This is a genomic window from Bacillus mycoides (genome assembly GCF_018742245.1).
GTDB classification, from domain to species: Bacteria; Bacillota; Bacilli; order Bacillales; family Bacillaceae_G; genus Bacillus_A; species Bacillus_A cereus_U.
The window spans coordinates 2,899,570-2,923,347 of record NZ_CP036132.1; the positions used below are offsets into that span (position 1 = coordinate 2,899,570).

Here is a 23,778-nt window from a genome sequence, read left to right on the forward strand (position 1 = left end):
CTCATACTTAATTTTCCCTTGAAAACTTTACCATGGAATATTATATTATGTAAATAGTTACATCAAATTAAAAAGAAATCCAATTTTCGGATTTCTTTTCCTTTATTACCAGTTATTCTATTATTTTTGCAAACATTTTTTAAACTTGCTATTTAGCTACTTTATCATCTTGAAGTTGCTTTTTTATTTCATTTTATATTTCTAATAAATCCTTATCGAATAACAAAATATTAAAATTAGATTTAACCTTCTATACGCGTGACACATAATATTACTCCGAAGAATAGAATTTTACCCATTGCCCTCACCTTAACTATCTCTCCAAAACTTTGTGAAATCATCTATGGAATATGATTGTATCCCAATTTATTCTTCTATTTAATGCGTCGCACCGCCGCACGCTACAATATCTACTTCCACTTCCGTCGTTACCTCAATTGCCAATTCAATCCCTTTACTAATAGTAGAAAGTGACATACTCGGTTGACCTGGATAGTTACTAGCTTGTTCTGGTAAAAACGGAATATGAACAAATCCGCCTTTTATTTTTTGATCATGCTTCCGCAGTTCATGCATGAGACCATAGAATAAGTGATTACAAACGAATGTACCTGCCGTTTGTGAAACGGAAGCTGGTATGCCTTCCTCGCGAAGTTTTTTTACAATTGCTTTCATCGGTAATGTCGACCAATATGCAATCGGTCCTTCTTCTACAACCGGTACATCCACTGGCTGATTTCCTTCATTATCAGCAATTCTTGCATCATCAACATTAATTGCTATTCGCTCTATCGTAACATCTGGTCTGCCCCCAGCTTGTCCAATACATATAATAATGTCAGGCGACAACTCTTCTATATACTCTTTTAATACTTGTATCGATTTATGAAATACCGTTGGAACTTGTTTACTTATAATCTTGTATTCTCCAATTGTTTTTTCATGTAAACTTTTTGCGACTTCCCAAGCTGGGTTGATGCTTTCTCCTCCAAACGGATCAAATCCTGTTACTAATACTTTTTTCATAGTTTCACTCTCCTAATTAGAAACGATATACAAGGCCGTACATGATAAACATATTGATAATGAAAATGGAAAGAGCAATTGGTACTTGCGCCTTAATAACAGCATTCTTATCTTTCAATTCTAAAAGCATCGCTGGAACAATATTAAAGTTTGCCGCCATTGGCGTAATAAGCGTTCCGCAATATCCAGCAAACATACCGAGTGCTGCCATAATTGCTGGGTTCCCGCCGTGCATTTGAACAATTAAAGGCAAGCCAATTCCGCCAGTAATAACCGCAAACGCAGCGAAAGCATTTCCCATTACAACTGTGAATAGCATCATTCCTAAACAGTACGCCATAACAGCAACGAATGGATACTCTGTTGGTAACACTTGTCCGACTAAATCAGAAACGACCTGGCCAACGCCAGATTTTGCGAAAATACCGCCAAGCGCTGCTAACATTTGTGGTAAAATAACAGCCCAGCCGACAGCCTGTAGTAATCTGCTTCCTTCTTGAACAGGCGTTGTTATTTTCGCTTTTGTAATACGCATCGCTGCAACGAATGCGAGTAATGCACCTAACGCTAATGCAACTAACGTTACTTTATCAGGATCAACAAGAGAGACATTTCCCCATTTGATTTTCCCTAATGTCAGTGTACCGATAATTGTAAAAATAGGTATTAACAGTGCAGGCATAAAAATTTTATTCTTTAATTTCTCAGCATGTTTCACACGTTCTTGCACTGGTACTTCTTTTTCCTCGGATTTTGTTACTTTATTTAATGAAGCTAACACGACCATAGCGAGTACGATACAGCCAACGTAAAACGAAGGTATTATATTTCCAAATAAAAATGTAACTGCAAACAATGCCCAAAATAAGCTAGAACCGAATCGGTTTGGATGTTCACGATCAAATGCAATACGAACAGCGATAAATGCAACGATTATTCCTAATACATAATAAATTGTATCCATTGTTATGATGTTCATCTTATATAGCCTCCTTCTCTTGTTTTTCTTCTGCCTTCATTGTTTTCTCTATATACTTATCAAACCTTCTAAACCTAATCCAGCTCACAATAAGAGCAGATATCGCAGTTGGAATACCCCAAAGCGCCATATCCCATACACCGACATGCATACCTACTGAATCGAAGAACCCTTTCATTAATAAAATGGCACCAGTTGCGATGAAAATATCCTCTCCGAAAAACCAAGCTGTATTTTCCGCAGCTGCTGCGTTTGCTTTAATCTTTTCTCTCAATTTTTCAGGGAGTTTACCGTATCTTCCTTGCGCAGCTCCTTCTGCCATCGGTGCAACAAGCGGTCTCACTGTTTGCGCATGACCACCGATATTAAGTCCAAGTGCTGCTGATGATTCTCTTATCGTAAAATATGACATTAATACTCTTCCAGTTGTTGCTCCTTTTGATTTCGTTATAAGTGCTTCTGCTCTTTCTTTTAAACCGTAACGCTCTAAAATTCCGATTACCGGTAAAGTTAATATGATTGGCATAGACATATATCTGTTTTCTATGAAAAATTTACCGAACATGCTAATCACATCATAAAAGCTTAAGCCTGAAACCATACCAGTAACAATACCCGCAACCATTACTACTAACAGTGTATTTAATCTAAATAAAAACCCAACTGCAACAAGTAGTATCCCAATTAATTTAATCATTTCCAGCACTTCCCCTCATTTATTATTTCGGTGCACTTATAGAAACACCGTTAAGTTCGAATGTTCTGTATATTTTTTCCGCAAATTGTACTGCTTTCTCTCCGTCCCCGTGTAAACATATCGTTTGCGCCTGAACTGCTACTTTCTCCCCATTAACCAATTCTACATACCCTTCCTTCACCATTTGAAGTACTTGTTTTATTGCTTCATCTTCATTTTTTATAAGAGCATTTTCTTCTGTACGGCTCGTTAAAGTTCCATCCTGCTTATACGTACGATCAGCAAAAGCTTCTTGTACGAGAGTTATATTATATTTTTCTGTTGCCCTTATAAACGCCTCACTATTCGCTAATCCGTAAAGTAATAATCCAGGGTTAATATGATAAATTGCTTTTGCGATTGCATCCGCAATTTCCGAATCAGTTGCCGCCATATTATATAACGCACCGTGCGGTTTTACATGTTGCATCTTCCCACCGGCAGCTTTAACAAATCCTTCTAATGCGCCAATTTGATATAAAACATAATCGTATACTTCACTTGCTGAAACGTGCATATTCCTTCTCCCAAATCCAATTAAATCAGGAAATCCAGGGTGTGCTCCTATTGCTACGTTATGCTGCAGAGCTTTTTCAACCGTTTGCCGCATAACGGCCGGATCACCAGCATGAAAACCACAAGCAACGTTTATAGAGGAAACGAACGGAAGAATTTCATCATCATTCCCCATTTTATAAGCTCCAAAACTTTCTCCTAAATCACAGTTCAAATCGATTGTAGTCACGATGTTTTCCTCCTAATCTCAGCTTCGTAAAGCGATGAATTTCTTTAATAGACTCATACTTGTTTCCTGTTCTATATATAAGTGTGCAGCTTCTTCCATAGTTATTTTTTCAAAAGTTACATAGTCTCCTGGTTTTAGCTGCGCTAGAAGAGGTAAATCTACTGAAACTACATTTCCAATTCTCGGATAACCACCTGTCGTTTGTCTATCCGCCATTAATATAATAGGCTGTCCACCATTCGGTACTTGAATTGTTCCGAATGTAACTGGGCTCGATAAAATTTCTATCTCTTCAACTCTATTTAAAACATCTCCGTCAAGCCTATATCCCATGCGATCAGCATAATTGGATACTTTATACTCTTTCGAAAAAAACGACTTTATACTTTCTTCTGTAAATTGATCATATTCAAAGTCTGTTATGACGCGAAGAATAGGCTGCTTCTTATATTTTGGTAAAGTATTGTTACCAATTGCCCACTTCGTTTTTATACGCTCTTCTTCTTGTAAATTTCGAATGAAACGACTCCCAACTTCTGCCCCTGTACCAATTTGAAAATAATCTCCTTTTTTCAGCATTCTCCCTTCAATACCGCCAAGAGCAGCACGTATGTAAGTACTTTTACTTCCCATCGTACGATCAATATTTATACCACCCGCAAAAGTCACATACGCCCTGCAACCGCTTTTCGCCTTTCCGAGACAAAGCATGCTTCCTTCTTCAGCTAATATGGGACGCCATAATGGAATGCGTTCTCCATTTAACAACGGTTCCATATCTGCTCCACCAATCGCGAGCAAAGTCGTTTTCTTTATTAACAATTTAGGTCCCATTATTGTAATTTCGAGTCCAGCCTCATTCTCCTCATTACCTACTAACATATTAATCATCCTGAGCGCATTTTTATCCATAGCCCCGCCAACAGGTACACCGTATTGTTGATAATGAGATCGTCCTAAATCTTGGACTGTTGTAAACATTCCTGCATGCAAAACCTCTACATCCATTCTTTAGCCCCCTCAAGCGATACGTACTCTTCCTTTGTTATTGGTATAAATCGTAAATACATACCACTTTGAATATATGTTGGTGTTTCTTCTTTTGGATTAAATAGAGAAATAGGTGTTCGGCCGATAATATTCCAACCTCCTGGTGTTTCAAGCGGATAAATACCTGTTTGATTTCCGCCAATACCTACTGAACCAGGAGCAATTTGTAATCGCGGCGTTTCTTTTCTAGGTGTTTCTAGTTCTTTCGGTAACCCGCCTAAATACGGGAACCCAGGTGTAAAACCTAACATATACACGAAATATGTTGTTTCACTATGTATTCGAATAACATCCTCTACTTGTAATCCTTGATAATATGCAACCTCTTCTAAATCAGGTCCATATTCTCCCCCGTAACACACTGGTATAGAAATATGTTTCACATCTCGGTTCACTTCTTCTTTATATGAATCACACAGCTCCTTTATATACTGGCAAACGTGATCATACGGTCTTATATTTCTATCATTTTTCTTCCATACTTCGTACAAATTGTAGTACACCGCTAATGAAGTAAACGACGGAACGCATTCAACCATTCCTGCAAATGGATGCCGCCTCAGCGCTTGAAATAATCGTTGTACTTTTTCGTATATATCCATCCCAATTTCTTCACCAAATGTAACAATAATTGCTTGATCCCCTAACGCAGAAAATTTCATCCCACTCCCTCTTTCTATGCCCAAAAGCCGAGTTCTTTCGAAATGCGGTATGCTGTTTCTTTCACTTTCGCAGTAAAATATGCAATGTTACTTTCGCTATACTCAATTGCTAATCCCGAAATACTAATGCCAGCTACAACCGTTCCATCACTTGCAAAAATTGGTGCTGCTATAGCTGCTGTATGATTTTCTAATTCAGAGTAGCTAATTGTGTACCCTTCTTTTTTCGCCATATGCAATACTTCTAACAAATGCTCCTTATTCACGATTGTTCCATCCGCAAACTGCTTTAAATCTGTTTCCTCTACGTACTTTCTTTTCTCTTCCTCAGAAAAATACGATAGCAAAATTCTCGGACATGCACCCGCATACAGTGGAGCCCTTCTTCCAACCGCCGTATAAACACGTACCGGCTGAGCTCCTTCCATTTTTTCAACATAAATTGCATCATTACCATCTTGAATAATTAAATTTACTGCTTGCCCTAAACTATCTCTAAGCTCTTTCATATAAGGTATCGCAATATTTCTTACGGATAACCTTTGTGAAACAAGTTGACCAAATCGTAAAAAAACGACTCCGAGACGATACTTTCCCTTTTCTGTTTTTTGTAAAAAGTCCATTTCTTCTAACGAGCCAATTAAACGATAAACAGATGTTTTCGGCATATTCGTAAGCTGAACCATCTCTGTTAAACTTAGCTCCTCATGCTCATAAAACAACTCTAAAATATCCATTGTCTTAACTGCCGTTTTATTTATACTCATCCTATCTCCTTTATGTTCCGAATTTCGGAACTTGAATTCCGTTTTTCGAAACAAACATATAATTTAAAATTATAAAATATTCTTTCAATTCTATCAATATATTTTTCACAAACAAAAAAGTATGGAAGAATATTCCTCCCATACTTTTGCTTTATTTTATAACGCTCTCACTTGTTTCAATGGCCAGAAAACAGCTTGTCCTTTTCCGACAATTTCATCTTCTGAAATAAATCCAAACATACGACCGTCTTTAGAAACTTCACGATTATCTCCTAAAACAAACACTTGGCCTTCTGGCACTTTCGTTTTTCCTGTGATTTGTTCTAACGTAAAATCAGGAGTTAATACACGGCCAGCTGCCTTTTCTTTAAATTCTTTTAAATACGGTTCTTCCATCGCTTTTCCGTTTACATATAAAACATCATCTTTATACTCAACTATATCACCTGGTAAACCAATTACTCGTTTTACTAAATCGTACCCTTCTTTTCCGTGGAAGACGATAACGTCAAAACGGTCTAACCCGCTTATACTATAACCAATCTTATTCACGAGAACTCGCTCATTATTTTCTAAAGTTGGCATCATCGACTCACCTTGTACTAATGACGGCGTAAATAGCACCCCACGAACGATAAAGGCAATCGCAAAGGTAATACCTATCGTTTTAATCCATGAGATCAATTCTTTCTTCGTATTTGTCTTCATCGTCTCTCCTCTTTCTTAAATACTTACTTTATTATTTCAACTAACTCTTGTACTAACTTTAGGTCAATTTCAGAAAAACATGACTTACCTTCTCTAACCGCTGTACCTACATGCGCCTGCGTAATTCCAGTTTCATCTAGCAATTGTTTTACATTCTCTTTCGTTACTCCGCTTCCGACAACAAGCTGTATATTCCCTTCACTTTCCTTTTGCATCTCTGTAAGCACCGGAATATTATCTACTACATTTCCTTGTCCGCCTGAAGTTAACACGTGAGTAACTTTATTGAATTTCTTCAAAGCTTTCATCGCTTCTACTGGATTTTCTGTATCATCTATCGCACGGTGATACGTGACATTTATTCCATCTACAACAGATAATAAATCTACTAATTTCTCTTCATCAACTTCATTTTGTTCGCTTAATATACCTAATACAACACCAGCAGCTCCAAGATTTTGAGCAACTACAATATCTTCTTTCATCATTTTAATTTCTTCTTCCGTATATGTAAAAGACTTCGCATGCGGACGAATCATAACATGAACTGGTATTTTCACTGCTTCTACTGCTTTTTTTATAAAAGCATAACTCGGTGTTAAACCACCTTCTGTATATGATGAAATGAGTTCAATTCGATTTCCACCAGCCTTTTCAATTCGCTTCACATCTTCTAAACAAGTTGCAATAACCTCTAGCATGAGATAACCTCTTTTCGTACTTTTTTCTTATTATACAGTAGGTGAAATAAGAAGCATAGCATTCCACTATAAAACTACAAAAAGAAGAATGAAAAGAAAGATTTTTTAATTGATAAATCGAGAATTCCCTCTTCTTGAACAATGACATAATACATGGAATTATATCAACGATTTTTTAAATATATCTATCACAACTCTAAATATACCAACGATTCACCGACAACGAAAAGTCTGTTCCAGAACGGAACAGACTTTATATTTCTTCATTAAGACCGAAACGCCGCATCCGCCAGCATAGATAGTGTTGCATCATCCATCGGCGGATTGTGTAGCCCTGCTCTGACGTTTAAATAATAACGATGAAGCGGATTTTTTTCTGATAAACTTTTTGCTCCTACGATGCGCATTGCTTTATCTACAATGGATATCGCCGCATTTGTTACTGCATATTTCACTGCCGCTAGTTCTGCTTGCAGTGATAGTTTATCTTCTGCTTCATCGTACTTTTTCGCAATTTGATATAAAAAGACGCGAGCTTGCATAAGCTCAAGTTCTAATTCTCCAACTAATCTTCTAACATTCGGCAATAAACTAATAGAATGATTTAAACTATTTGGCTTGTATGATTCCGCAAACTGAACCGCATAATTTCTTGCCGATTGTGCGATTCCTAAATAACATGCTGGTATATGAAGTAACCAGCCAATCCCCTTAGCTTTAACCTTTGAACCCTTTATATCAGTGAAAAAGCGATCTGGTATCTCTACATTTTGTAAAACGAGATCATGGCTCGCAGTTCCTCTCATTGCGATACTATCCCACGTTTCTTCAATTGACACGCCTATTGTATTCTTTGGAATGACAAACTCTCCGATTTCTTCCTGGCCTTCAATACTTGCTGAAATGATAAAATAATCAAGTACTGGCGCCATTGTCGTAAACGTTTTTCTTCCATTTATAATCCACTTCTCACCTTTTTTGACAGCTAACGTCTCTGGTTTCCCGCCGCGCGTAGGACTACCTGTATTCGGCTCTGTCGCTGCTCGATTAAAGAGGGCGCCATTACGCACTTCTTCACAAAACCAAGTGAACATTTCCTCATCCCAAGAGCGATTTTCAGCTAATTCCTTTACAATGCCAAGGTGCCATCCAATTGATAATGCGGTAGCACCGCATCCTTCTGCTATTTTCTCTTGAAATAAAACGAAGTCATATAAAGAAATCGCATTGCCTCCCAATTCTTTTGGCAACGTTAATTTCGTATATCCGATATCTTTCAAATTATTAATATTTTCATACGGAAATGATCCTAATTCACTTAGTTGATGCTCCCTTTCCATGAACTTCGGAATCAATTTATTTATTTTCTCAATAACTAAAGATTGTTCTTCTGTTTCAACAAATGAGAGTGCCATACATAATCTCCTTTATGTTCGATTCATAAACCGTTCATTTTGTCATTATGATTATATGAAGTTACTTCTCTACTGTTTCACTATTCCGATAAAAATACAATGCTTTTGAACAATAAGAAAAGTTCCTATATGAAAGGATAGGTTCTTTTCTTATATTAATCCCCTTTCAATGCCTTTAATGGCAAAGAGGTTACATATCCAATATACGAGCATAATTCTTTAAAAAAGAAAGGGATTTCTGTATCTAACGTTTTATACGCTGACGTTGGAGTTGGTGATGCATACGCTTCAATTTTAAGATGTTTTGCAATTTTCATCGCACGTTTCATATGAAGTGGATCACTCACGATCGTATATGTGTGTATTCCGTTCTCTATTCCAACTTGCTTTGCATTCTTTAAATTCTCTTCTGTGAAAAGAGATTTTGTTTCAATTAAAATATCCTCATCTTTTACACCATGTTTCAGTGCATACACTCTAGCAGTACGCGCTTCCTCAAGCTCTGCCTCAAACTTTGTACCACCTGTGAAAATAATCTTTTTAATATTACCATTCTTATATAAGGAAATTGCATGATTAATTCTTTCTTTAAATACAGGAGATGGTTTTCCGTTCCATGAAGCTGCTCCCAGCACAATACCAGCATCTGTCTTCACACCATCATCTGTTTTAAAGCGATAACTCCAAATATCGTAAGCTGCATAACTTACATATAAAATAATAGAACAAATCATAAGCAAGAATACTTGCAAGATTCTTCTTTTCTTACTTTTCTTATTTTCTTTCATTTAAACTGCCTCCGTACATCATCCATACTTCTATATAAAAACGTATATATCAAATCATTTTGTTTGAATTTGTTTAAAAGAAGGAATTTTTCTTGTCATATATATTCATTAAAGGGTTTTCATTTAAAATTGAGGATTATCAATTCATTTTTCGTTTGCGGTTTCATTACATTTGTGTAATTTATAAGTTTATTACCATACAACTACATTGTAACGAATTTTTTATCATAATGGAATGATGAAACAAAAGTAAATAAAAGAAGTAATCATTTTGTAAGAAAAAAGGTATATTTTTCATCTTGACGATCAATACACCTTTCTTAATATGAATTATCGTTTTTCTTTATACGACTCTAATTTTTCTAATAACCGTTCTTTTACAACTGGCCATTCACTTGCAATAACACTGTATACAACTGCATCTCTAACATGTCCACTCGGCAATTTTCTTTCGTTTCTAAGTACCCCCTCTTTTACTGCGCCGAGTCTTTCAATTGCTCTTTGTGCTTTTTCGTTTCGGGCATCCGTCTTAATTTGTACTCTCCGCATATACAATTTTCCAAAAGCATATTGTAATAGTAGGATTATCAAGACCTAAATCCAAAAAACACTTGAAATATCACGCTTCTAACATATTATATATGACTAATATGTTAGGAGCGTTTATTTTTGGTAATGAGTTTTGAAACTGAATTTGAATAGTATTTTTCTCTATCCGGATAGAAATAAGTAAAATACCATAAACGGTCGTTTTTGTTACGGTGGTTAACTTAGTGCAAATAGGGTCAACATATTTGCTTAATAATGAGTTAATCTTATGCTATGATACACCCTTGTTCATAGTTTCTCTCTTCTCTTTTTGTAAAACTAGCACTTGAGGTATAAAAACTCCAATCAAAATACCCAAAACCCCAAACCATTGTAAAAGCGATACTTTTTCATGTACAAGTGTTATAGAAGCAATGATAGCTACTGGTAGTTCGGCTGCCCCTAAAATTGTTCCAAGACCTGTACCGACTTTTGGTACACCCAGCGAGAAACAAATAACCGGTATAACTACCCCAAATAAACCTAGGAAAAAAGTATATTTCCATAAACCTGCTTGTAATGTACCATCTATTAAAAAATTAGGAGGATATATGAAACAAACAAGGAGTGTAGCACCTGTTGTCATGAGAAAACTTTTAGAATAGGTTGGTACAGTTGTAGCTACACGTCCGCTTGCAAATATATATAAGGCAAAAACTATAGCTGCTAGTAATCCATAAATAATTCCTTTTACAGATAAATGTTGTCCTAAGCCTTCAAGCATACCACTAGCAAACAAAGTTCCTATAAACAGAACCAGAATCGATAATAGTTTTTCACGGCTTGGGAAAGTTTTACTAACAACAGCTTCAATAAGCACACCAATCCATGTGGATTGAAATAATAAGATAACAGCGATTGATGCTGGTAATTCTTTTACTGAATACCCATAAAAAATACTCGTTACGCTCATAGTTGTCCCAACAACTAACAATAGAAATATATTTTTTCTTGATACTTTATGACGGGAAAATAAGAGAACAAGTACTAGTAGTCCCAACCATCCAAATACATATTGTCCACCTAATAATTCATCAAAAGAAAATCCATTTAAAAATCCAACTTTTAGAATAGATGAAAGGACACCATAGCTACAGGCACCTAATAACACTAATAATGAAAACTTTAGTTTTTCCAAAAAATTCCTCCTTCGAAAATAAAAAACGCCCGTTGTCTATACATAGACAACGGGCGAATGAAACAGAGTTAAACTCTACAAAATTCCGCCGCTCACATACATGTGTGTGAGTTTGCGAATAAAATTCTAATTAAGATTCTATACATAAAACTTAAAATAGTCAACGACTAATATATATAAGAGTCGTCTTTTATGTTCATCAGAATAAATAGACGAGAATTACTAGGTACAAAAAAGTTATAACTGATCATAAATGACCCATTAGACGGTAAAAAAGACCAACCAATGGTAAAATCCCGATTTGAGAACAGTTATAACCAAATGGGTAAAAAAGCTTTAAGTATCTATTACCTCTCATAATCATCCACAATCACTTGAATCACACGATACGATTCTTCGGCTACTTTCTCATTACTATCCCTATTCGCATCATATGTAATTAACGCCTTCCAAAGCGCCCATCCTCTCGCTCTATTCCACGTTTCTTCATCCATACGTAGTACTTTTTTAAATATCTTTCTACTATTCTTATCAAAAAATGTCCATGCCATCGCTGCATCACAAGCAGGATCTCCTACTCCTAAAATACCAAAATCAATTACGGCACAAAGCTTTCCATCTTTAACAAGTAAGTTACCCGGTGCAACATCACCATGGACCCAAACTGGTTTATGGTCCCATGTTGATCTAAGTGCTAAATTCCAAAGATGCTTTAATGATGTCTCATCAAAAACATCCTTATTATTTTCAATGGCTGCTCTCGCCTCTTTATCGTATACAGATATAAGCCCGCCACGGTAAAAATTATGCGCTCCAGCTATTGGTCCGTTACTCGTATCAATTGATTGTAATTCTACTAGAAATGAACCTAAGTCCGCCGCAAACTCATCTAAGTCACGAACATTTTCTTTCGTAACGGTCTCCCCTTCTATCCACTTATTAATAGACCAAGGCCACGGATATTCTTCAGATGGATTCCCTTTCGCAATAGGTGCAGAAATTTGTAAAGAAAGTCCCTTACTTAATATAGGAAGCCAAATATTTTCTTTCTCTACTTGCGGTGCATATGCTGCATCACTTGGTAATCTCATACTCATCTGATCTCCTAAATGAAACGTTCTATTATCATGCCCGCTAAGCTTTACAGGCTTCACTTCTAAATGTGCCCATTCAGGAAACTGTTCCTGTATTAACTTCTCAACTAAACTTACGTTAATTGGATTCATTCACTTTCTCCTTCTCTTTTGAAATTTACTAAGCCCATCTGTACTACCAATATATTCTAAGCCGCATCGCTTATAAAAATCATTCAACAGTTGGTTATGCCCAACACAATCTAACTTCAAATACTCTTTATCACTTTGCACATTCTCTTCTACCCAATGCAAAATCCATTCTCCTATTCCATTCCCCTTATACTTCCGTTTTACCGCAAATCTATGAATATATAATGAATTAGAAACTTCCTCTTTACCAAAAATATGTTCATCCCATTCATTTTGTTTAGGAGAAACTGTAACTGTACCAACTATTTCATCTTCTTTCATAACAACATATGTATATTTCTCTCTTATACATTCTAGTATTTCAGCCGTAGCTTCCTCTCCTAAAAGATACTGCCACTGATCCACTTCTTTATGTTGTAGCCATTGTGCTACTTCTTTTAATAGAATTATAATACTATCACTTTCATTTTCAGTAGCAATTCGAATTGTATATTCTTTACTAATATTTCTCTCCATATTGCTGTTCCCCTTTCAAATTACTACCATACTGACATACGAGTCCTTCCATCATTTTCATCTGTAATATATTCTACATAAAATCCTTGATTCAGTGCGTTTTCATACATCATTTCAATCTCTTCTTGTTTTTTCGCATAAATTTGTATGTAATCACCATCGGCTACTAATACGACTACTTCACACTTACTCTCCTTAAATTCTTCATATGTTTCAATTTCTCCTAGTACTTCCCCTTTTGGATATGCTTTTAAGTCTACAAATAAAAGATAATATATGTTATCTTTTATTTGTTTTTTTAATTCTGATCCTTCCATGATCTCGTTATCTTCTGAAAATAATTCTGGACCTAATCCATTCCCTACTATTATATAAGCTTCCTCCCTTCCCACGGCTTGCCAATCAAATGCAGTAATATCAATTGGCTTTAACACTTTCCAAAGTAAATTATCATATCCATCTAGAATATCTACTGTAATTCCTCTTTTCATATGTTTGCTCCTAGCTTATTTATTTTTATTTTCATTTTTGTTTCATACATTATATATCAAATTTGATTACTCTATTTTGTCGATACCTATGTAACTTCTATTTCATCATAAAAAACCGCTCCACTACTAGCGAAACGGTTTCCTTCTGCTTACATTTAAATATCTTATTCAATTGTTGCACTGCGTTTTAAAATAATTCCTAATATATTCACCACATCAGCCATTCATTCTTAATGCTCACTTCGACTTCACAAAGTAATATAAAAACCATACCGCATGATTTTGTTCATCTGCAGCTATTCTCCGCAACAAATCTTTCATAGATGCATCTGATGTTTCATCTGAAATTTCTAAATAAAAATCTACAGTCTTTTGCTCATCTTGTATAGCGAATTCTAATCCTTGTAAGTAAGTATTAGGACATCCTTCATTGATCTGCGGTTTCGGCTGCCTGCCAGTTAAATTCGTATAGATTTGTACAAAATTTTGAAAATGCCTTATTTCATCATTACGGATTTCAAGAATTTGTTTTTGTTCTACTTGATTTGGAGCCATGTTAGCTAATTTAGCATAGCAATTTATGGCAGTAAACTCTCCGTTTATAGCTTTTTCAATATCACTTATCAACTTATCATTCTGCCTATACCAATCTTGATAATTCGAATTATACATCGTATCCCCTCCATAATTTCGCATAACATTTTATGCACTTTGAAATAGTAGGAGCATGTATACAAAAAAGAACCGCAAATACTATTTCTTCAATCACCTTTAAAATATTGAAAAAGCCTATCTATCGCTGCTTAATTTTCTTATCAATTCATAATGAATTCATCAAAAAAAACGCTTCACTACAAGTGAAACGTTCTTTACCTTTTAAGCGCTTAATTCAGTTTTATGTTCCTTTATTGCACTACGCTTGAAAGCCGTTATTAAAACGATAACCATACTTACCACACCAATCCAAACAAGCACAGTAACAGGTGTACTCCAGCTTAACCCTTTTCCGAAGAAGAATATTTCTCTAAGTCCTTCGATCATAAATTTCATTGGTAACCATGAGTAAATCCAATCTTGATAAAACGGAGACAACATTTCAGGTGCTAATGATAATAACGGTGCTCCGAAGAATAGTAAGAGTGCAAATAATCCGATTCCATTTAGTCCAACTAATGAAAGCACTGCAGAAATCATTAAGAAGAAACTAAACGCTGTAATAGATAAGAACAACGCCGTATCCGTTACATTCGAAATATTTAATCCTACCATTCCATCTGCAATCCATGTAAGACCAAATCCAATTACAAGCGCCGCGATAGCTCCAGCTAATATTTGTTTTAGTTTTAATACAAAGTTTTCTTTTCTTGTACCTACCGGCATTTTGCTAATCGCAATAAAGATAATCGCTGCACTAGCTAAACTTGCAATCCATAGCGGTTGGAATAAAGATACTGGTGAATTACCGTTCGCACTATTTTTGCCAATTTCATTCACATTTGTCACTTTCTTCGCAATAGGTGTTACTAAATTTGAAGCTTGATCAGCTGTTAAAGTAGCTCCTTTTGCTTTCAATCCGTCTAATAGTTCAGTACGAACAGTATTGTTCATATTATCAACTACACCATTTAATATTTGCCCCGCCATAGTTGATGCCGCTGTATTCATTCCTTGATTTATGAATATTTCTACCTCTGGTGAAGATGGCTGTGATGTTCGTAATGATGCTTGTTTTGCACTGAATTCTTTCGGAATGACTAATGCCGCATAATATTCTTTATTATTTAAACCTTTTTGAACGGCTTCTTTATTTTTTACTTCTACCCATTTCACCGCAGGTTCTTCATCTGATTTCGATTTGTTTTTCATCGTATCAACAATTGTTTGCCCCATATTCATTTTAGGTTGATTCGGAATTTCTACTCCTTGATCTTCATTTACAATTGCAATTGGCAAGTTTTTCGGCTGAGGTTGAACTGTCGGGAATAATGTTAATGAAAAAATGAAAACAACAAGTAGTGCAATAACTGGTGATAACAATAAAAGTTTGTTTTTAAACATTTTCTTTTCTCCTCCTTTAATTTGATTTATAATAGCCAACAACGTGTTGTTTATTTATATTTTGAATCATATGTTTAAGTTAAACCTTATACAATAATCAAAATTCGTGAATGTGTCGGTTATAAGACACTTTCTTTAAATGTGTTGGAAAAAATTAAGGAGGGACATGCTTTGCGCGATAGTAATTTAGATTTACGTGTTATTCGTACGAAAACTGCCATACGAAATGCATTGGTGGAGTTAATTGAGGAAAAAGGTTTTGACGCCATTACAGTGAAAGATATTACTACGAAAGCAAACATAAACCGTGGTACTTTTTATGCACACTATCAAGATAAATTTGATTTAATGACAAAATGCCAAGAAGAAATTATGTATGAGTTTTCTAGCATCGCCAAACAGAAATTTCCGGAAGTTATTGCTGAACTTGGATCAAATCCTTCTCCAACAACGCCGTTTGTACTTATCACTTCTATCCTTGAATTTCTAAATGAAAATAGTGATTTTATGAAAGCTGTACTAAGCCCAAAAGGAGATTTATCTTTCCAAACAAAATTGAAAGACTTTATGTGGAAAACACTATTTGAAGATACGAATGGCGCTCTTATTAATAAGGAACATTTACTCGTTCCAAGCCAATACTTAGCTTCTTATATGGCATCTGCTCATATAGGTGTCATTCAGCAATGGTTAAATAATGGACAAAAAGAAACACCTGAGGAAATTGCTCGTATTTTATCAACAATCGCAGTTCATGGACCTTTTTATGCAGCTGGCTTAAAAAAATAAGCTTGCCTGCATAGAAACATGCTTTAATCAATCTGAACATCAACAAACTTCTAAATGAAATATATGGCTGAGTAGTTACTATTATTATTAATAACTTGAAATTTATGTTCCTATGAAAAAAGCTGTTGAAAGGAATCCTCTTCAACAGCTTCTCCATTATTAACGATATAAACGAACTGCACCTGCAGTATTATCATCTGCTTGTCCAACTACTTCAAATTTCAATCCAAGCTTCGGTAATTTACGTCCTGCATCTGGGATTAAATCGTTCATATACGATTTAGAATCATCAAACTTCGTTACACCTGGTAACCCTTTGTAATCATATGTTCCGCGTGTTGGAGATACAACTTTCCATGCTGGCGTTTGGTTAAAGGAGAACGCAGCATCTGCGATTTGGTATCGTGTACTATTTTTAACAGTTGGTTTGCCGTTTAGCGTTCCAACAATTGCCTCTGGGTGAGAGTCAACAACCCCTAAGAAACCTTCGCCTGGATGCATACCAACCCAATTATCTGTAAAGCTAGAGTCTGCATACCATACAACAAGACCTGTATTATACGGTACACCACTGCTATATTTTAACGCTTGATCAGCACCAGCGTGGTTTCTCCACTCTAAATAGTAGTTATGTTTCTTCTTATCAAAACCGTTTGCTGTAACGAAACCATTTAATTTTAATTTCGCTTCGCCTTCTGCATCATCAGAGAACACAACATTTCCATCTACAGTTAATGTAGCGTTATCAAGAGTAAAACCGTTCGGTGCTAAACCACCATCTGTAATGTATTCGAATACTAGTTTTACTTTTTGACCTTTAAATTGGCTTAAGTCATATGACTTATCTACCCATTTACCATCCGTTGTGTCTAGACCATTTTTCACATTCTTTTCGCCAATTCGATCCACTAACGTTTTCTTATCATCCTCTGTCACTGCATGTACTTCAAGGAAGTCATAACCTGTTTCAATTTCATACAATGATTTGTAATCAAACTTCGCCAGTGTTGCATTTGTTAAATCAAACACTGGTGTTTCTATTGTTGTATGAATATCATCGCCTTTTGTACTATAGTAATATTTCTTACCGAATGCAGGCTGAATACCTTTTACATCTTTATCTGGTAAGTTAACGCGAATCAGACCAGGACGAGCTGATTTCGTTACACTTTGATCTAAGTACGTCGCAAGACCGATACCGCGATTTAATTTATCATAGTCAACCTCTACAATATTTGCCCAGTTTCCACCCATATTCTTTTGAAAGAACTCTTTGTTTTGTGGAGAGAAACTTGGTGGCGTTGAACCTGCAATTTTACCAGCCCAGCTGCCGCCACTCATAACAGACCAAGAGTTAATTGGCTCACCTGCTCCTGAATACTTCGTATCATACTCATCTGGAAGACCTAAATCATGACCAAATTCATGTGCGAATACACCAACTGCTCCGTCTTCTGGCTCAATTGTGTAATCGTATGCTGCCATTTTGCCGCCCCAGTTATCAACCTTTGCTTTTGTTCCTTCAATTGGATATGGTGTTCCAAGGTTCCAGCGATGTGACCAAATTGCATCATCACCTAGTCTACCGCCGCCTCCATCTTGCCCAACTCCAGCGTGAATAACCATTAAGTGATCAATAAGACCATCTGATTCGTTTTTATTGCCATCACCATTATTGTCATATTGATCGTATTGGTCAAATTCAGATAAATCAATACCACTTTCTACAGCTGCATTTAATGCCTCTTTTACAAAATCACGAGGTCCTTTTGGTCCTTTATTATCATGACCGCCATCTCCTGCATCTGCACCATAATCCGCTGCTGTACCTGGAACTGTCAACCACTTTGTTACTGTCCCATCGACTGTATAACTACCACCAGATTGCTCTTCATAATATTGTTTAAATGTTGGGACTTTTGAACCATCAAAGAGTGTAAACGGCTCATTACCAAATAACATTTTTTGATAATGTTCTGGATTAAAATCATTTGAATACATATAACCTGGTACTTGATCAATATTGTTGTGCTTAAAGTCAGCAAACTCTACTAGCAATACAAGAACTTTATCTTTACGAACATCACCGTTATATTGTTTTTGCTTCGCTGAATTAGTTGGTACTTTGCCGTTTAATCCCCCTTTAACCGGCTCTTGTCCAGCTACCGGGCCACTAACAGGTTGATCAGCTTTTGCTTTCGTATCTGCTTTTGCATCTTTAACTTTTTTTAAAAAGTCAGAAGCTTCTCTCGTAACACTGTCCCCCGCTGCTGGTTCTTTTCCAGCATTTTCGCCTTTTTTCTTCTCTACGTATTTTTCAACAGCTTTTAATGTGTCTGCTTTCGACGTAGATTCACTAATTACACCGCGTTTCTTGAGCGCATCTGCTAAACGCTCCTCTGGAATTAAATTTTCATCAATTGGACTTAAAGCTCCTACATTAGGCGGCGTTGCCGCATAAACAGATTGACTACCAAATCCAAATGTGCAACTAAGCACAGCTGTCGCCGCAAGCGTAGACAGCACTTTAAAAGGCTTTTTCTTCATCCCTATTCCTCCCCAATCTTAAATGTTTCCCAACGTCCTTATAATAAAGAAAATTCTAATAATTTGCAATATACTGTCTTAATTTGTAATATTTTTGAAAATATTCTTTGTTTTAGATTGGTGTACATTCTGATTCATCGATATTTATGGTTGCTTCTTGCATGTGAATTAGAATCGTGGCATGTATGTTTTCTTCTACGACAAGGACATCCAAAGAAATCCAATCCATATGCTCATTTTTATTTTGATCTTCAGTTTCAGGTGATAGCAGTTGGCTTAAAATCATAAAGAAATCGTCCACTATATTTAGTGGACGATTTCTTTATTTATCTAAAATACAACTACAGTATCTCAATATACCCTTCTGTTCCATGTACCCGAATTCGTTGCCCGTCTTTTATTAGTTTTGTAGCATTCTCTACTCCGACGACTGCTGGTAATCCATATTCACGTGCAATAACTGCTCCATGTGTCATCAGTCCGCCAACTTCGGTGACTAACCCTTTTATAGACACAAATAACGGTGTCCAGCCAGGATCAGTAAATGCTGTAACTAATATATCTCCATCTTCTAAATTCGCATCTTCCATATTTAAAATAACGCGAGCTCTCCCCTCTATAACTCCTGAAGAAACAGGTAGACCTACAATTGCTTCGGCCGGAAGGTTTTCTCGTTTATACTTCCCTGTAATGATTTCTCCATCAGACGTAATAACACGTGGAGGTGTTAGTTTTTCATATAATTTGAACTCATTTTTCCGATTATTGATGACTTTGTAATCTAGTTTATTTGTACGGACAACTTCGTGAAGTTCTTCCAAAGTCAGATAGTATATATCTTCTATTTCATGAATAACGTTATTTTGCAAGAGTTGCTCGGCTTCTTTTAATATTGCCTGCTTATATATGAAATAGCGATTAATCATGCCGTACTTTGGATATTCACGATAACCGATAAAATTCCGGATGTTACTAATCATTCGCTTCGTCTCTTCTATTTTTTGTTTACCATCCGGCAAGTGCTGCAATCGCTCTAATAACTCTTCTTCTTTTTTCAAAGCTTCCTGCAGCCCTGCTTCAAATTTCCGTTTACTAGCACCAGTTTCAAAATCTCTTATGTTATTTAAAATCATCGGGATAATTGTAGTTGGCTTTTCACTCCAGCGCGTTTTTGTGATATCGATTTCTCCGCTACATCTCATTCCGTATTTATTCAGAAAAGCATAGATTGCATCTTGTGCTTTATCCCCGCCTTCAAACTTAACTAGCTCATCTAAAAAACTGTCATCTTCTATATGCTGTAAATACGCAATGACTTCTGGATATGGCCGAATCACATCTGCAACATCCAATAATGCTAGACCCATTTCCGACGTAATATTGTTTTGTACAGATTGTGAAAGTGTGTCTGCTACGTTTTTTTCACCTAGCCATTGCTCCATCTTTTCATTGATCCATGATGAAGCATTCATACCTGCCATAAGGACAGCCATACTTTGCGGGTGAAATAATATTTTCTTTAATTGCTGGATATCTTCTAAAATAAAATCAAGTACATCCAGCCCTGATTTCGTTTGAATATTTTGTTTTAACTCTTCGATCGATGCTTGACTATTCTTTATTAAATCCATAACGATTGCCGGATCGCTTTCGATTTGTGGTTGTGAACTTGCAGGTGGCATACTTTTACCAAGACTCTTTTCTTTTTCATCATCCGGTAACAATTTGATAAAATTATCTCGCTCTATTACAGTCGTTAATGCATCTTTAATAAGCGGCTCCGAGTTCCCTATTGTATTTAATAAAAGTTCTCTACTAGCAGGCGACGCCAATCTTTGTGCAACATCAACAAACAGCCTTCCTCCAGCTTGAAACCTCGGTCCAAAGGATGTTAACTGGAATAAAGACATTCCTAACGGCTTCAAAGGATCGGTCATCATTTGTTGGTGACCAACCGATACATACACATGATTTTCCTGATCATTTGCTTCTGGAATTGGATATAAAGTCGTGATTGGCCTGCTTTGAACAATATAAAATGTGTCATTAACTAAACACCATTCAATATCTTGTGGGCAGCCAAAATAAGCTTCGATCTGTCTTCCAATCTGTGCTAGTTGTACTATTTGTTGTTCCGTAAGCGTTTGAATCTTTTGCTGAGCGAGATTGATTTGTTTCGTCTCTGTTCCGCCCTCTTTGAAGGCATAGATAGCCAATTTTTTAGTTGCGATCATCTTCTCGGCGATTTCGCCTTCTTTTACTTTATAATTATCGGCAGAGACCAGTCCTGATACTAATGCCTCGCCAAGTCCAAAACTGGCATCGATCGATAACACCTTTCGATTACAAGTAATCGGGTCAGCAGTAAATAAAATTCCCGAAGCCTGCGGGAAAACCATTCTTTGAACGACAACACATATAGAAACTTGGCTATGTTCAAAACCATTTTGCATGCGGTAAATGACTGCTCGATCTGTAAATAAAGAAGCCCAGCACTTTCTTACATGCTGCAAGATTGCTTCTTTTCCGATGATATTTAAATACGTATCTTGTTGACCAGCAAATGAGGCATATGGTAAATCTTCAGCAGTAGCGCTAGAACGCACTGCATAAGCATGTTCATTTCCAAAACGAGAGAGATAATGAGCCACCGCTTCCACTACATCAAAAGGGATTTCTACTTCCATAATGGTTTCTCTAATCTTCTTACTGATTTCAGCAATTTGAGCCCGGTCTTCAATTTTTAACATTGCTAATTGACTCAACAAAGCTTGAAACGCTTCATTTTGTTCGATGGCTTTTTCATACCCTATCGTTGTAACACAAAACCCTTCTGGCACTTGTATCCCTTGAATATTTGATAATTCCCCTAAATTCAATCCTTTTCCGCCAACGAGCGAAAGCTGTGTTTTTTCTATTTCCTGAAAATCGAGAACGAAAGAACTCATTCGGCACCTCTCCTTACTGTTCATGTGCTATTGATTGTAGCAGTAGTAAATGAGAATAAACAGTCTATTTTGAACGTGATTTACATGATATAATTAAGTTAGGAAGAGATAATTATTTTTATTCCCCCTCTAATTCACTTCAATTACATCACCAAACTTAAACATTCTCTTATTACGAAAAACATCAGTACATATAATCGTCTTATTTAATGGATGAATATCAACTACTGTTATTTGAGACTCCCACGACTAAAGTCGCAAGCCCAAATCCTTACGGATTTACGGGTGGGATTCTTGAATGACTAAGCGTTCGCAGTCCATTTCTGTTTTGAACAGCCTTCAAGATAAGGGCATCTCATTGCCCCTCCTAAACCAGACCATATAGGTGCTTAGGCTGATTGACTGTTACCATCAATCACAGTTGCGTAGCGAATATTCATCGCTCCAACGATATCACGATGTGTCTTAAACCCACATGGACACTTGTATTTTCTATCTCGAGCCTTATTCTTTTCAGCACATTTCGGACAACTTTGACTTGTATAAGCTGGATTCACATATTCAATCTGAATACCAGCTATCGTTGCTTTATAGGCAATAAATTGTGCCAAACGATAGAAGGACCAAGTGTGTAGATTTTTTTCGTTTTTACGGCTTGTTCTTGCCGTCTGTCTTATATTCGTTAGTTGTTCTAACCGAATGACAGAAATACGATTTGCAATCGCAAAATTAATAATTGCACGACTTATTTTATGATCTTTATCTTGCATCCATCTTTGCTCTTTATCATCCAATCGCCGAATGGCATTCACTTTTTTGTCTTTTCCGAACTTCTTACGAACACTACGAAACTTACGCTTCCTATATTTGTTTTTCCTACCATTTCCAAAGAAACGAACCTTATCATCATCTGTGATTGCTACCGCGGGGACCTTGAGACCTAAGTCCACTCCTAAAATTTTCATTCCTGTCCTTTTATTGATAGAAAGTGTGACAGATATTTGGGCTATCCACTTATTCGATTTTTTTATGATGCGAAGTGTACCTAATTTATGTTTTAACAGATTCAGATTACGATTGTTTTTATCGCTTAATAAAGCTCGGATTTTTACACGAGTCGATTTTCCATTTACCTTCAATGGGATTGAAATATAAGTAGGATCAAATGAATAATTTTGATTGTTCCATACACAAACAGGTCTCTTTAGAATCGGGATGATTTTATAATGGCTTTTCTTTACTTTTGTAGCAAACAAACTTTTCGCGTCTTTAATCGCTTGATTCTTCACTGCACTTGGGATATTTGCTTCAATATCTTTTGTGCTTTTTTTCGTACTTTTCTTTGCTTCCACCATTTCCGATACAAGTGTATTTATAACTTTGATATATTCGTGACTGCTTTGTTCCAATAAACGGATTTGTCCTTTTGTTGGAATCAATTTCACTTTCACTGTTAGGGTCTGTGACATACGTTTCATCCCCTTGTTTTTTTGATTTTCAACATCGTGTTCATTTGATACATTTCTAGCAATCAGAACAAAATCAGAACGTGTTTATAAACTTTACAACTGCATGAAACGAGGATGTTTTCCTCTCAAACACTTTGAAACATTCTTCTATCATCATTTATTCTAGTTATATCATTTATTTTCGAAAAATTCCAACAAAACACCCGAAGAAACTACCTATACTTTGGATACTTAAAGTACCACGAATCTTGCGATTTTTAGTGGTACTCCGTATCCAACCTCACTTTCATCCCATGCCTAAAGGCAATGGGCTTTCTTGTTCGGGAAAAGCTGTAATTTTTATATAAGTAGCCACCTCTGTAATATGTAAACAGCGTGTATGTTCAATTTCACGACCATTACGACAAAAAAATCACCAACTTCTTTACGTA

Annotated in this window: 22 protein-coding genes and 1 pseudogene; 1 reads left to right on the forward strand and 22 read right to left on the reverse strand. The window is 36.1% G+C overall.

The window, feature by feature from the left end:
- Positions 1 to 378: 378 nt before the first annotated feature.
- The 18 genes and pseudogenes from pcp to EXW56_RS14840 all read right to left on the reverse strand — a co-directional run bounded on the left by pcp (position 379) and on the right by EXW56_RS14840 (position 15,633).
- Positions 379 to 1,026 carry a pyroglutamyl-peptidase I gene (pcp, locus tag EXW56_RS14755; protein WP_215596695.1) on the reverse strand — a complete coding sequence of 216 codons (648 nt, stop codon included), beginning with the start codon at positions 1,024 to 1,026 and terminating at the stop codon, positions 379 to 381.
- A gap of 16 nt (positions 1,027 to 1,042) precedes the next feature.
- Positions 1,043 to 2,005 (reverse strand): DUF979 domain-containing protein, encoded by a 963-nt coding sequence (locus tag EXW56_RS14760; RefSeq protein WP_215596696.1) that lies wholly within the window; start codon positions 2,003 to 2,005, stop codon positions 1,043 to 1,045.
- A gap of 1 nt (position 2,006) precedes the next feature.
- The gene (locus EXW56_RS14765; RefSeq protein WP_002110619.1) at positions 2,007 to 2,702 is read right to left on the reverse strand and encodes a DUF969 domain-containing protein; all 696 of its coding nucleotides are present in this window, start codon (positions 2,700 to 2,702) and stop codon (positions 2,007 to 2,009) included.
- 22 nt (positions 2,703 to 2,724) lie between these two features.
- Complete coding sequence (gene pxpA, locus EXW56_RS14770) at positions 2,725 to 3,486, reverse strand: 5-oxoprolinase subunit PxpA (RefSeq protein WP_215596697.1); 762 nt, start codon at positions 3,484 to 3,486, stop codon at positions 2,725 to 2,727.
- Positions 3,487 to 3,504: 18 nt separating this feature from the next.
- Complete coding sequence (locus EXW56_RS14775) at positions 3,505 to 4,494, reverse strand: 5-oxoprolinase subunit C family protein (RefSeq protein WP_215596698.1); 990 nt, start codon at positions 4,492 to 4,494, stop codon at positions 3,505 to 3,507.
- Positions 4,485 to 5,198, reverse strand: a complete 714-nt coding sequence (gene pxpB, locus EXW56_RS14780; RefSeq protein ID WP_002200015.1) for a 5-oxoprolinase subunit PxpB — start codon at positions 5,196 to 5,198, stop codon at positions 4,485 to 4,487. The genes EXW56_RS14775 and pxpB overlap by 10 nt, the downstream gene beginning before the upstream one ends.
- Before the next feature lie 14 nt (positions 5,199 to 5,212).
- Positions 5,213 to 5,965 (reverse strand): IclR family transcriptional regulator, encoded by a 753-nt coding sequence (locus tag EXW56_RS14785; protein WP_204209861.1) that lies wholly within the window; start codon positions 5,963 to 5,965, stop codon positions 5,213 to 5,215.
- Positions 5,966 to 6,121: 156 nt separating this feature from the next.
- Complete coding sequence (lepB, locus tag EXW56_RS14790; RefSeq protein WP_215596699.1) at positions 6,122 to 6,673, reverse strand: signal peptidase I; 552 nt, start codon at positions 6,671 to 6,673, stop codon at positions 6,122 to 6,124.
- Between the two features lie 23 nt (positions 6,674 to 6,696).
- Complete coding sequence (locus EXW56_RS14795) at positions 6,697 to 7,374, reverse strand: copper homeostasis protein CutC (RefSeq protein WP_215596700.1); 678 nt, start codon at positions 7,372 to 7,374, stop codon at positions 6,697 to 6,699.
- A gap of 266 nt (positions 7,375 to 7,640) precedes the next feature.
- Positions 7,641 to 8,789, reverse strand: coding sequence for an acyl-CoA dehydrogenase family protein (locus EXW56_RS14800; protein WP_215596701.1), 1,149 nt, complete (start codon positions 8,787 to 8,789; stop codon positions 7,641 to 7,643).
- Positions 8,790 to 8,944: 155 nt separating this feature from the next.
- Entirely contained in the window at positions 8,945 to 9,577 is a 633-nt protein-coding gene (locus EXW56_RS14805; RefSeq protein ID WP_002161257.1) for a YdcF family protein, read from the reverse strand.
- A gap of 330 nt (positions 9,578 to 9,907) precedes the next feature.
- A pseudogene (locus EXW56_RS14810) lies at positions 9,908 to 10,159 on the reverse strand (GNAT family N-acetyltransferase); the annotation flags it as partial.
- Between the two features lie 238 nt (positions 10,160 to 10,397).
- Positions 10,398 to 11,303 carry an EamA family transporter gene (locus EXW56_RS14815; protein ID WP_088078867.1) on the reverse strand — a complete coding sequence of 302 codons (906 nt, stop codon included), beginning with the start codon at positions 11,301 to 11,303 and terminating at the stop codon, positions 10,398 to 10,400.
- Positions 11,304 to 11,650: 347 nt separating this feature from the next.
- Positions 11,651 to 12,529, reverse strand: coding sequence for an aminoglycoside phosphotransferase family protein (locus EXW56_RS14820; RefSeq protein ID WP_215596702.1), 879 nt, complete (start codon positions 12,527 to 12,529; stop codon positions 11,651 to 11,653).
- On the reverse strand, positions 12,530 to 13,045 hold the full coding sequence (locus EXW56_RS14825; RefSeq protein WP_215596703.1) for a GNAT family N-acetyltransferase: 516 nt from the start codon (positions 13,043 to 13,045) through the stop codon (positions 12,530 to 12,532). It lies immediately after the preceding gene.
- Between the two features lie 23 nt (positions 13,046 to 13,068).
- The gene (locus tag EXW56_RS14830; RefSeq protein ID WP_002110639.1) at positions 13,069 to 13,536 is read right to left on the reverse strand and encodes a DUF2691 family protein; all 468 of its coding nucleotides are present in this window, start codon (positions 13,534 to 13,536) and stop codon (positions 13,069 to 13,071) included.
- A gap of 237 nt (positions 13,537 to 13,773) precedes the next feature.
- Positions 13,774 to 14,208: a ferritin-like domain-containing protein gene (locus EXW56_RS14835; protein ID WP_002200003.1), complete on the reverse strand. Its 435-nt coding sequence runs from the start codon at positions 14,206 to 14,208 to the stop codon at positions 13,774 to 13,776.
- A 204-nt stretch (positions 14,209 to 14,412) separates the two neighbouring features.
- Positions 14,413 to 15,633: a YhgE/Pip domain-containing protein gene (locus EXW56_RS14840; protein WP_215597579.1), complete on the reverse strand. Its 1,221-nt coding sequence runs from the start codon at positions 15,631 to 15,633 to the stop codon at positions 14,413 to 14,415.
- Positions 15,634 to 15,765: 132 nt separating this feature from the next.
- Here EXW56_RS14840 and EXW56_RS14845 point away from each other — a divergent pair, with 132 nt between their 5' ends.
- Positions 15,766 to 16,383, forward strand: coding sequence for a TetR/AcrR family transcriptional regulator (locus tag EXW56_RS14845; protein WP_286118816.1), 618 nt, complete (start codon positions 15,766 to 15,768; stop codon positions 16,381 to 16,383).
- A 159-nt stretch (positions 16,384 to 16,542) separates the two neighbouring features.
- Here the strand turns inward: EXW56_RS14845 and EXW56_RS14850 are convergent, their stop codons facing one another.
- The 4 genes from EXW56_RS14850 to EXW56_RS14865 form a co-directional block, all read right to left on the reverse strand.
- Positions 16,543 to 18,930, reverse strand: a complete 2,388-nt coding sequence (locus EXW56_RS14850; RefSeq protein ID WP_215596705.1) for an immune inhibitor A domain-containing protein — start codon at positions 18,928 to 18,930, stop codon at positions 16,543 to 16,545.
- A gap of 112 nt (positions 18,931 to 19,042) precedes the next feature.
- Positions 19,043 to 19,216 (reverse strand): hypothetical protein, encoded by a 174-nt coding sequence (locus EXW56_RS14855; RefSeq protein ID WP_157263604.1) that lies wholly within the window; start codon positions 19,214 to 19,216, stop codon positions 19,043 to 19,045.
- Between the two features lie 55 nt (positions 19,217 to 19,271).
- Positions 19,272 to 21,878, reverse strand: a complete 2,607-nt coding sequence (ppsA, locus tag EXW56_RS14860; protein ID WP_215596706.1) for a phosphoenolpyruvate synthase — start codon at positions 21,876 to 21,878, stop codon at positions 19,272 to 19,274.
- Between the two features lie 389 nt (positions 21,879 to 22,267).
- Complete coding sequence (locus tag EXW56_RS14865; protein WP_215596707.1) at positions 22,268 to 23,347, reverse strand: RNA-guided endonuclease TnpB family protein; 1,080 nt, start codon at positions 23,345 to 23,347, stop codon at positions 22,268 to 22,270.
- Positions 23,348 to 23,778 lie beyond the last annotated feature (431 nt).

Excerpts from the sequence above, each read along its gene's own strand:
- EXW56_RS14850 (WP_215596705.1), bottom strand. The coding sequence starts at position 18,930 with ATGAAGAAAAAGCCTTTTAAAGTGCTGTCTACGCTTGCGGCGACAGCT.
- EXW56_RS14835 (WP_002200003.1), bottom strand. The coding sequence starts at position 14,208 with ATGTATAATTCGAATTATCAAGATTGGTATAGGCAGAATGATAAGTTG.
- EXW56_RS14855 (WP_157263604.1), bottom strand. The coding sequence starts at position 19,216 with ATGATTTTAAGCCAACTGCTATCACCTGAAACTGAAGATCAAAATAAA.
- EXW56_RS14830 (WP_002110639.1), bottom strand. The coding sequence starts at position 13,536 with ATGAAAAGAGGAATTACAGTAGATATTCTAGATGGATATGATAATTTA.
- EXW56_RS14825 (WP_215596703.1), bottom strand. The coding sequence starts at position 13,045 with ATGGAGAGAAATATTAGTAAAGAATATACAATTCGAATTGCTACTGAA.
- pcp (WP_215596695.1), bottom strand. The coding sequence starts at position 1,026 with ATGAAAAAAGTATTAGTAACAGGATTTGATCCGTTTGGAGGAGAAAGC.
- EXW56_RS14820 (WP_215596702.1), bottom strand. The coding sequence starts at position 12,529 with ATGAATCCAATTAACGTAAGTTTAGTTGAGAAGTTAATACAGGAACAG.
- EXW56_RS14865 (WP_215596707.1), bottom strand. The coding sequence starts at position 23,347 with ATGTCACAGACCCTAACAGTGAAAGTGAAATTGATTCCAACAAAAGGA.
- EXW56_RS14775 (WP_215596698.1), bottom strand. The coding sequence starts at position 4,494 with ATGGATGTAGAGGTTTTGCATGCAGGAATGTTTACAACAGTCCAAGAT.
- EXW56_RS14800 (WP_215596701.1), bottom strand. The coding sequence starts at position 8,789 with ATGGCACTCTCATTTGTTGAAACAGAAGAACAATCTTTAGTTATTGAG.
- EXW56_RS14765 (WP_002110619.1), bottom strand. The coding sequence starts at position 2,702 with ATGATTAAATTAATTGGGATACTACTTGTTGCAGTTGGGTTTTTATTT.
- pxpB (WP_002200015.1), bottom strand. The coding sequence starts at position 5,198 with ATGAAATTTTCTGCGTTAGGGGATCAAGCAATTATTGTTACATTTGGT.
- EXW56_RS14760 (WP_215596696.1), bottom strand. The coding sequence starts at position 2,005 with ATGAACATCATAACAATGGATACAATTTATTATGTATTAGGAATAATC.
- EXW56_RS14785 (WP_204209861.1), bottom strand. The coding sequence starts at position 5,965 with ATGAGTATAAATAAAACGGCAGTTAAGACAATGGATATTTTAGAGTTG.
- lepB (WP_215596699.1), bottom strand. The coding sequence starts at position 6,673 with ATGAAGACAAATACGAAGAAAGAATTGATCTCATGGATTAAAACGATA.
- EXW56_RS14805 (WP_002161257.1), bottom strand. The coding sequence starts at position 9,577 with ATGAAAGAAAATAAGAAAAGTAAGAAAAGAAGAATCTTGCAAGTATTC.
- ppsA (WP_215596706.1), bottom strand. The coding sequence starts at position 21,878 with ATGAGTTCTTTCGTTCTCGATTTTCAGGAAATAGAAAAAACACAGCTT.
- EXW56_RS14795 (WP_215596700.1), bottom strand. The coding sequence starts at position 7,374 with ATGCTAGAGGTTATTGCAACTTGTTTAGAAGATGTGAAGCGAATTGAA.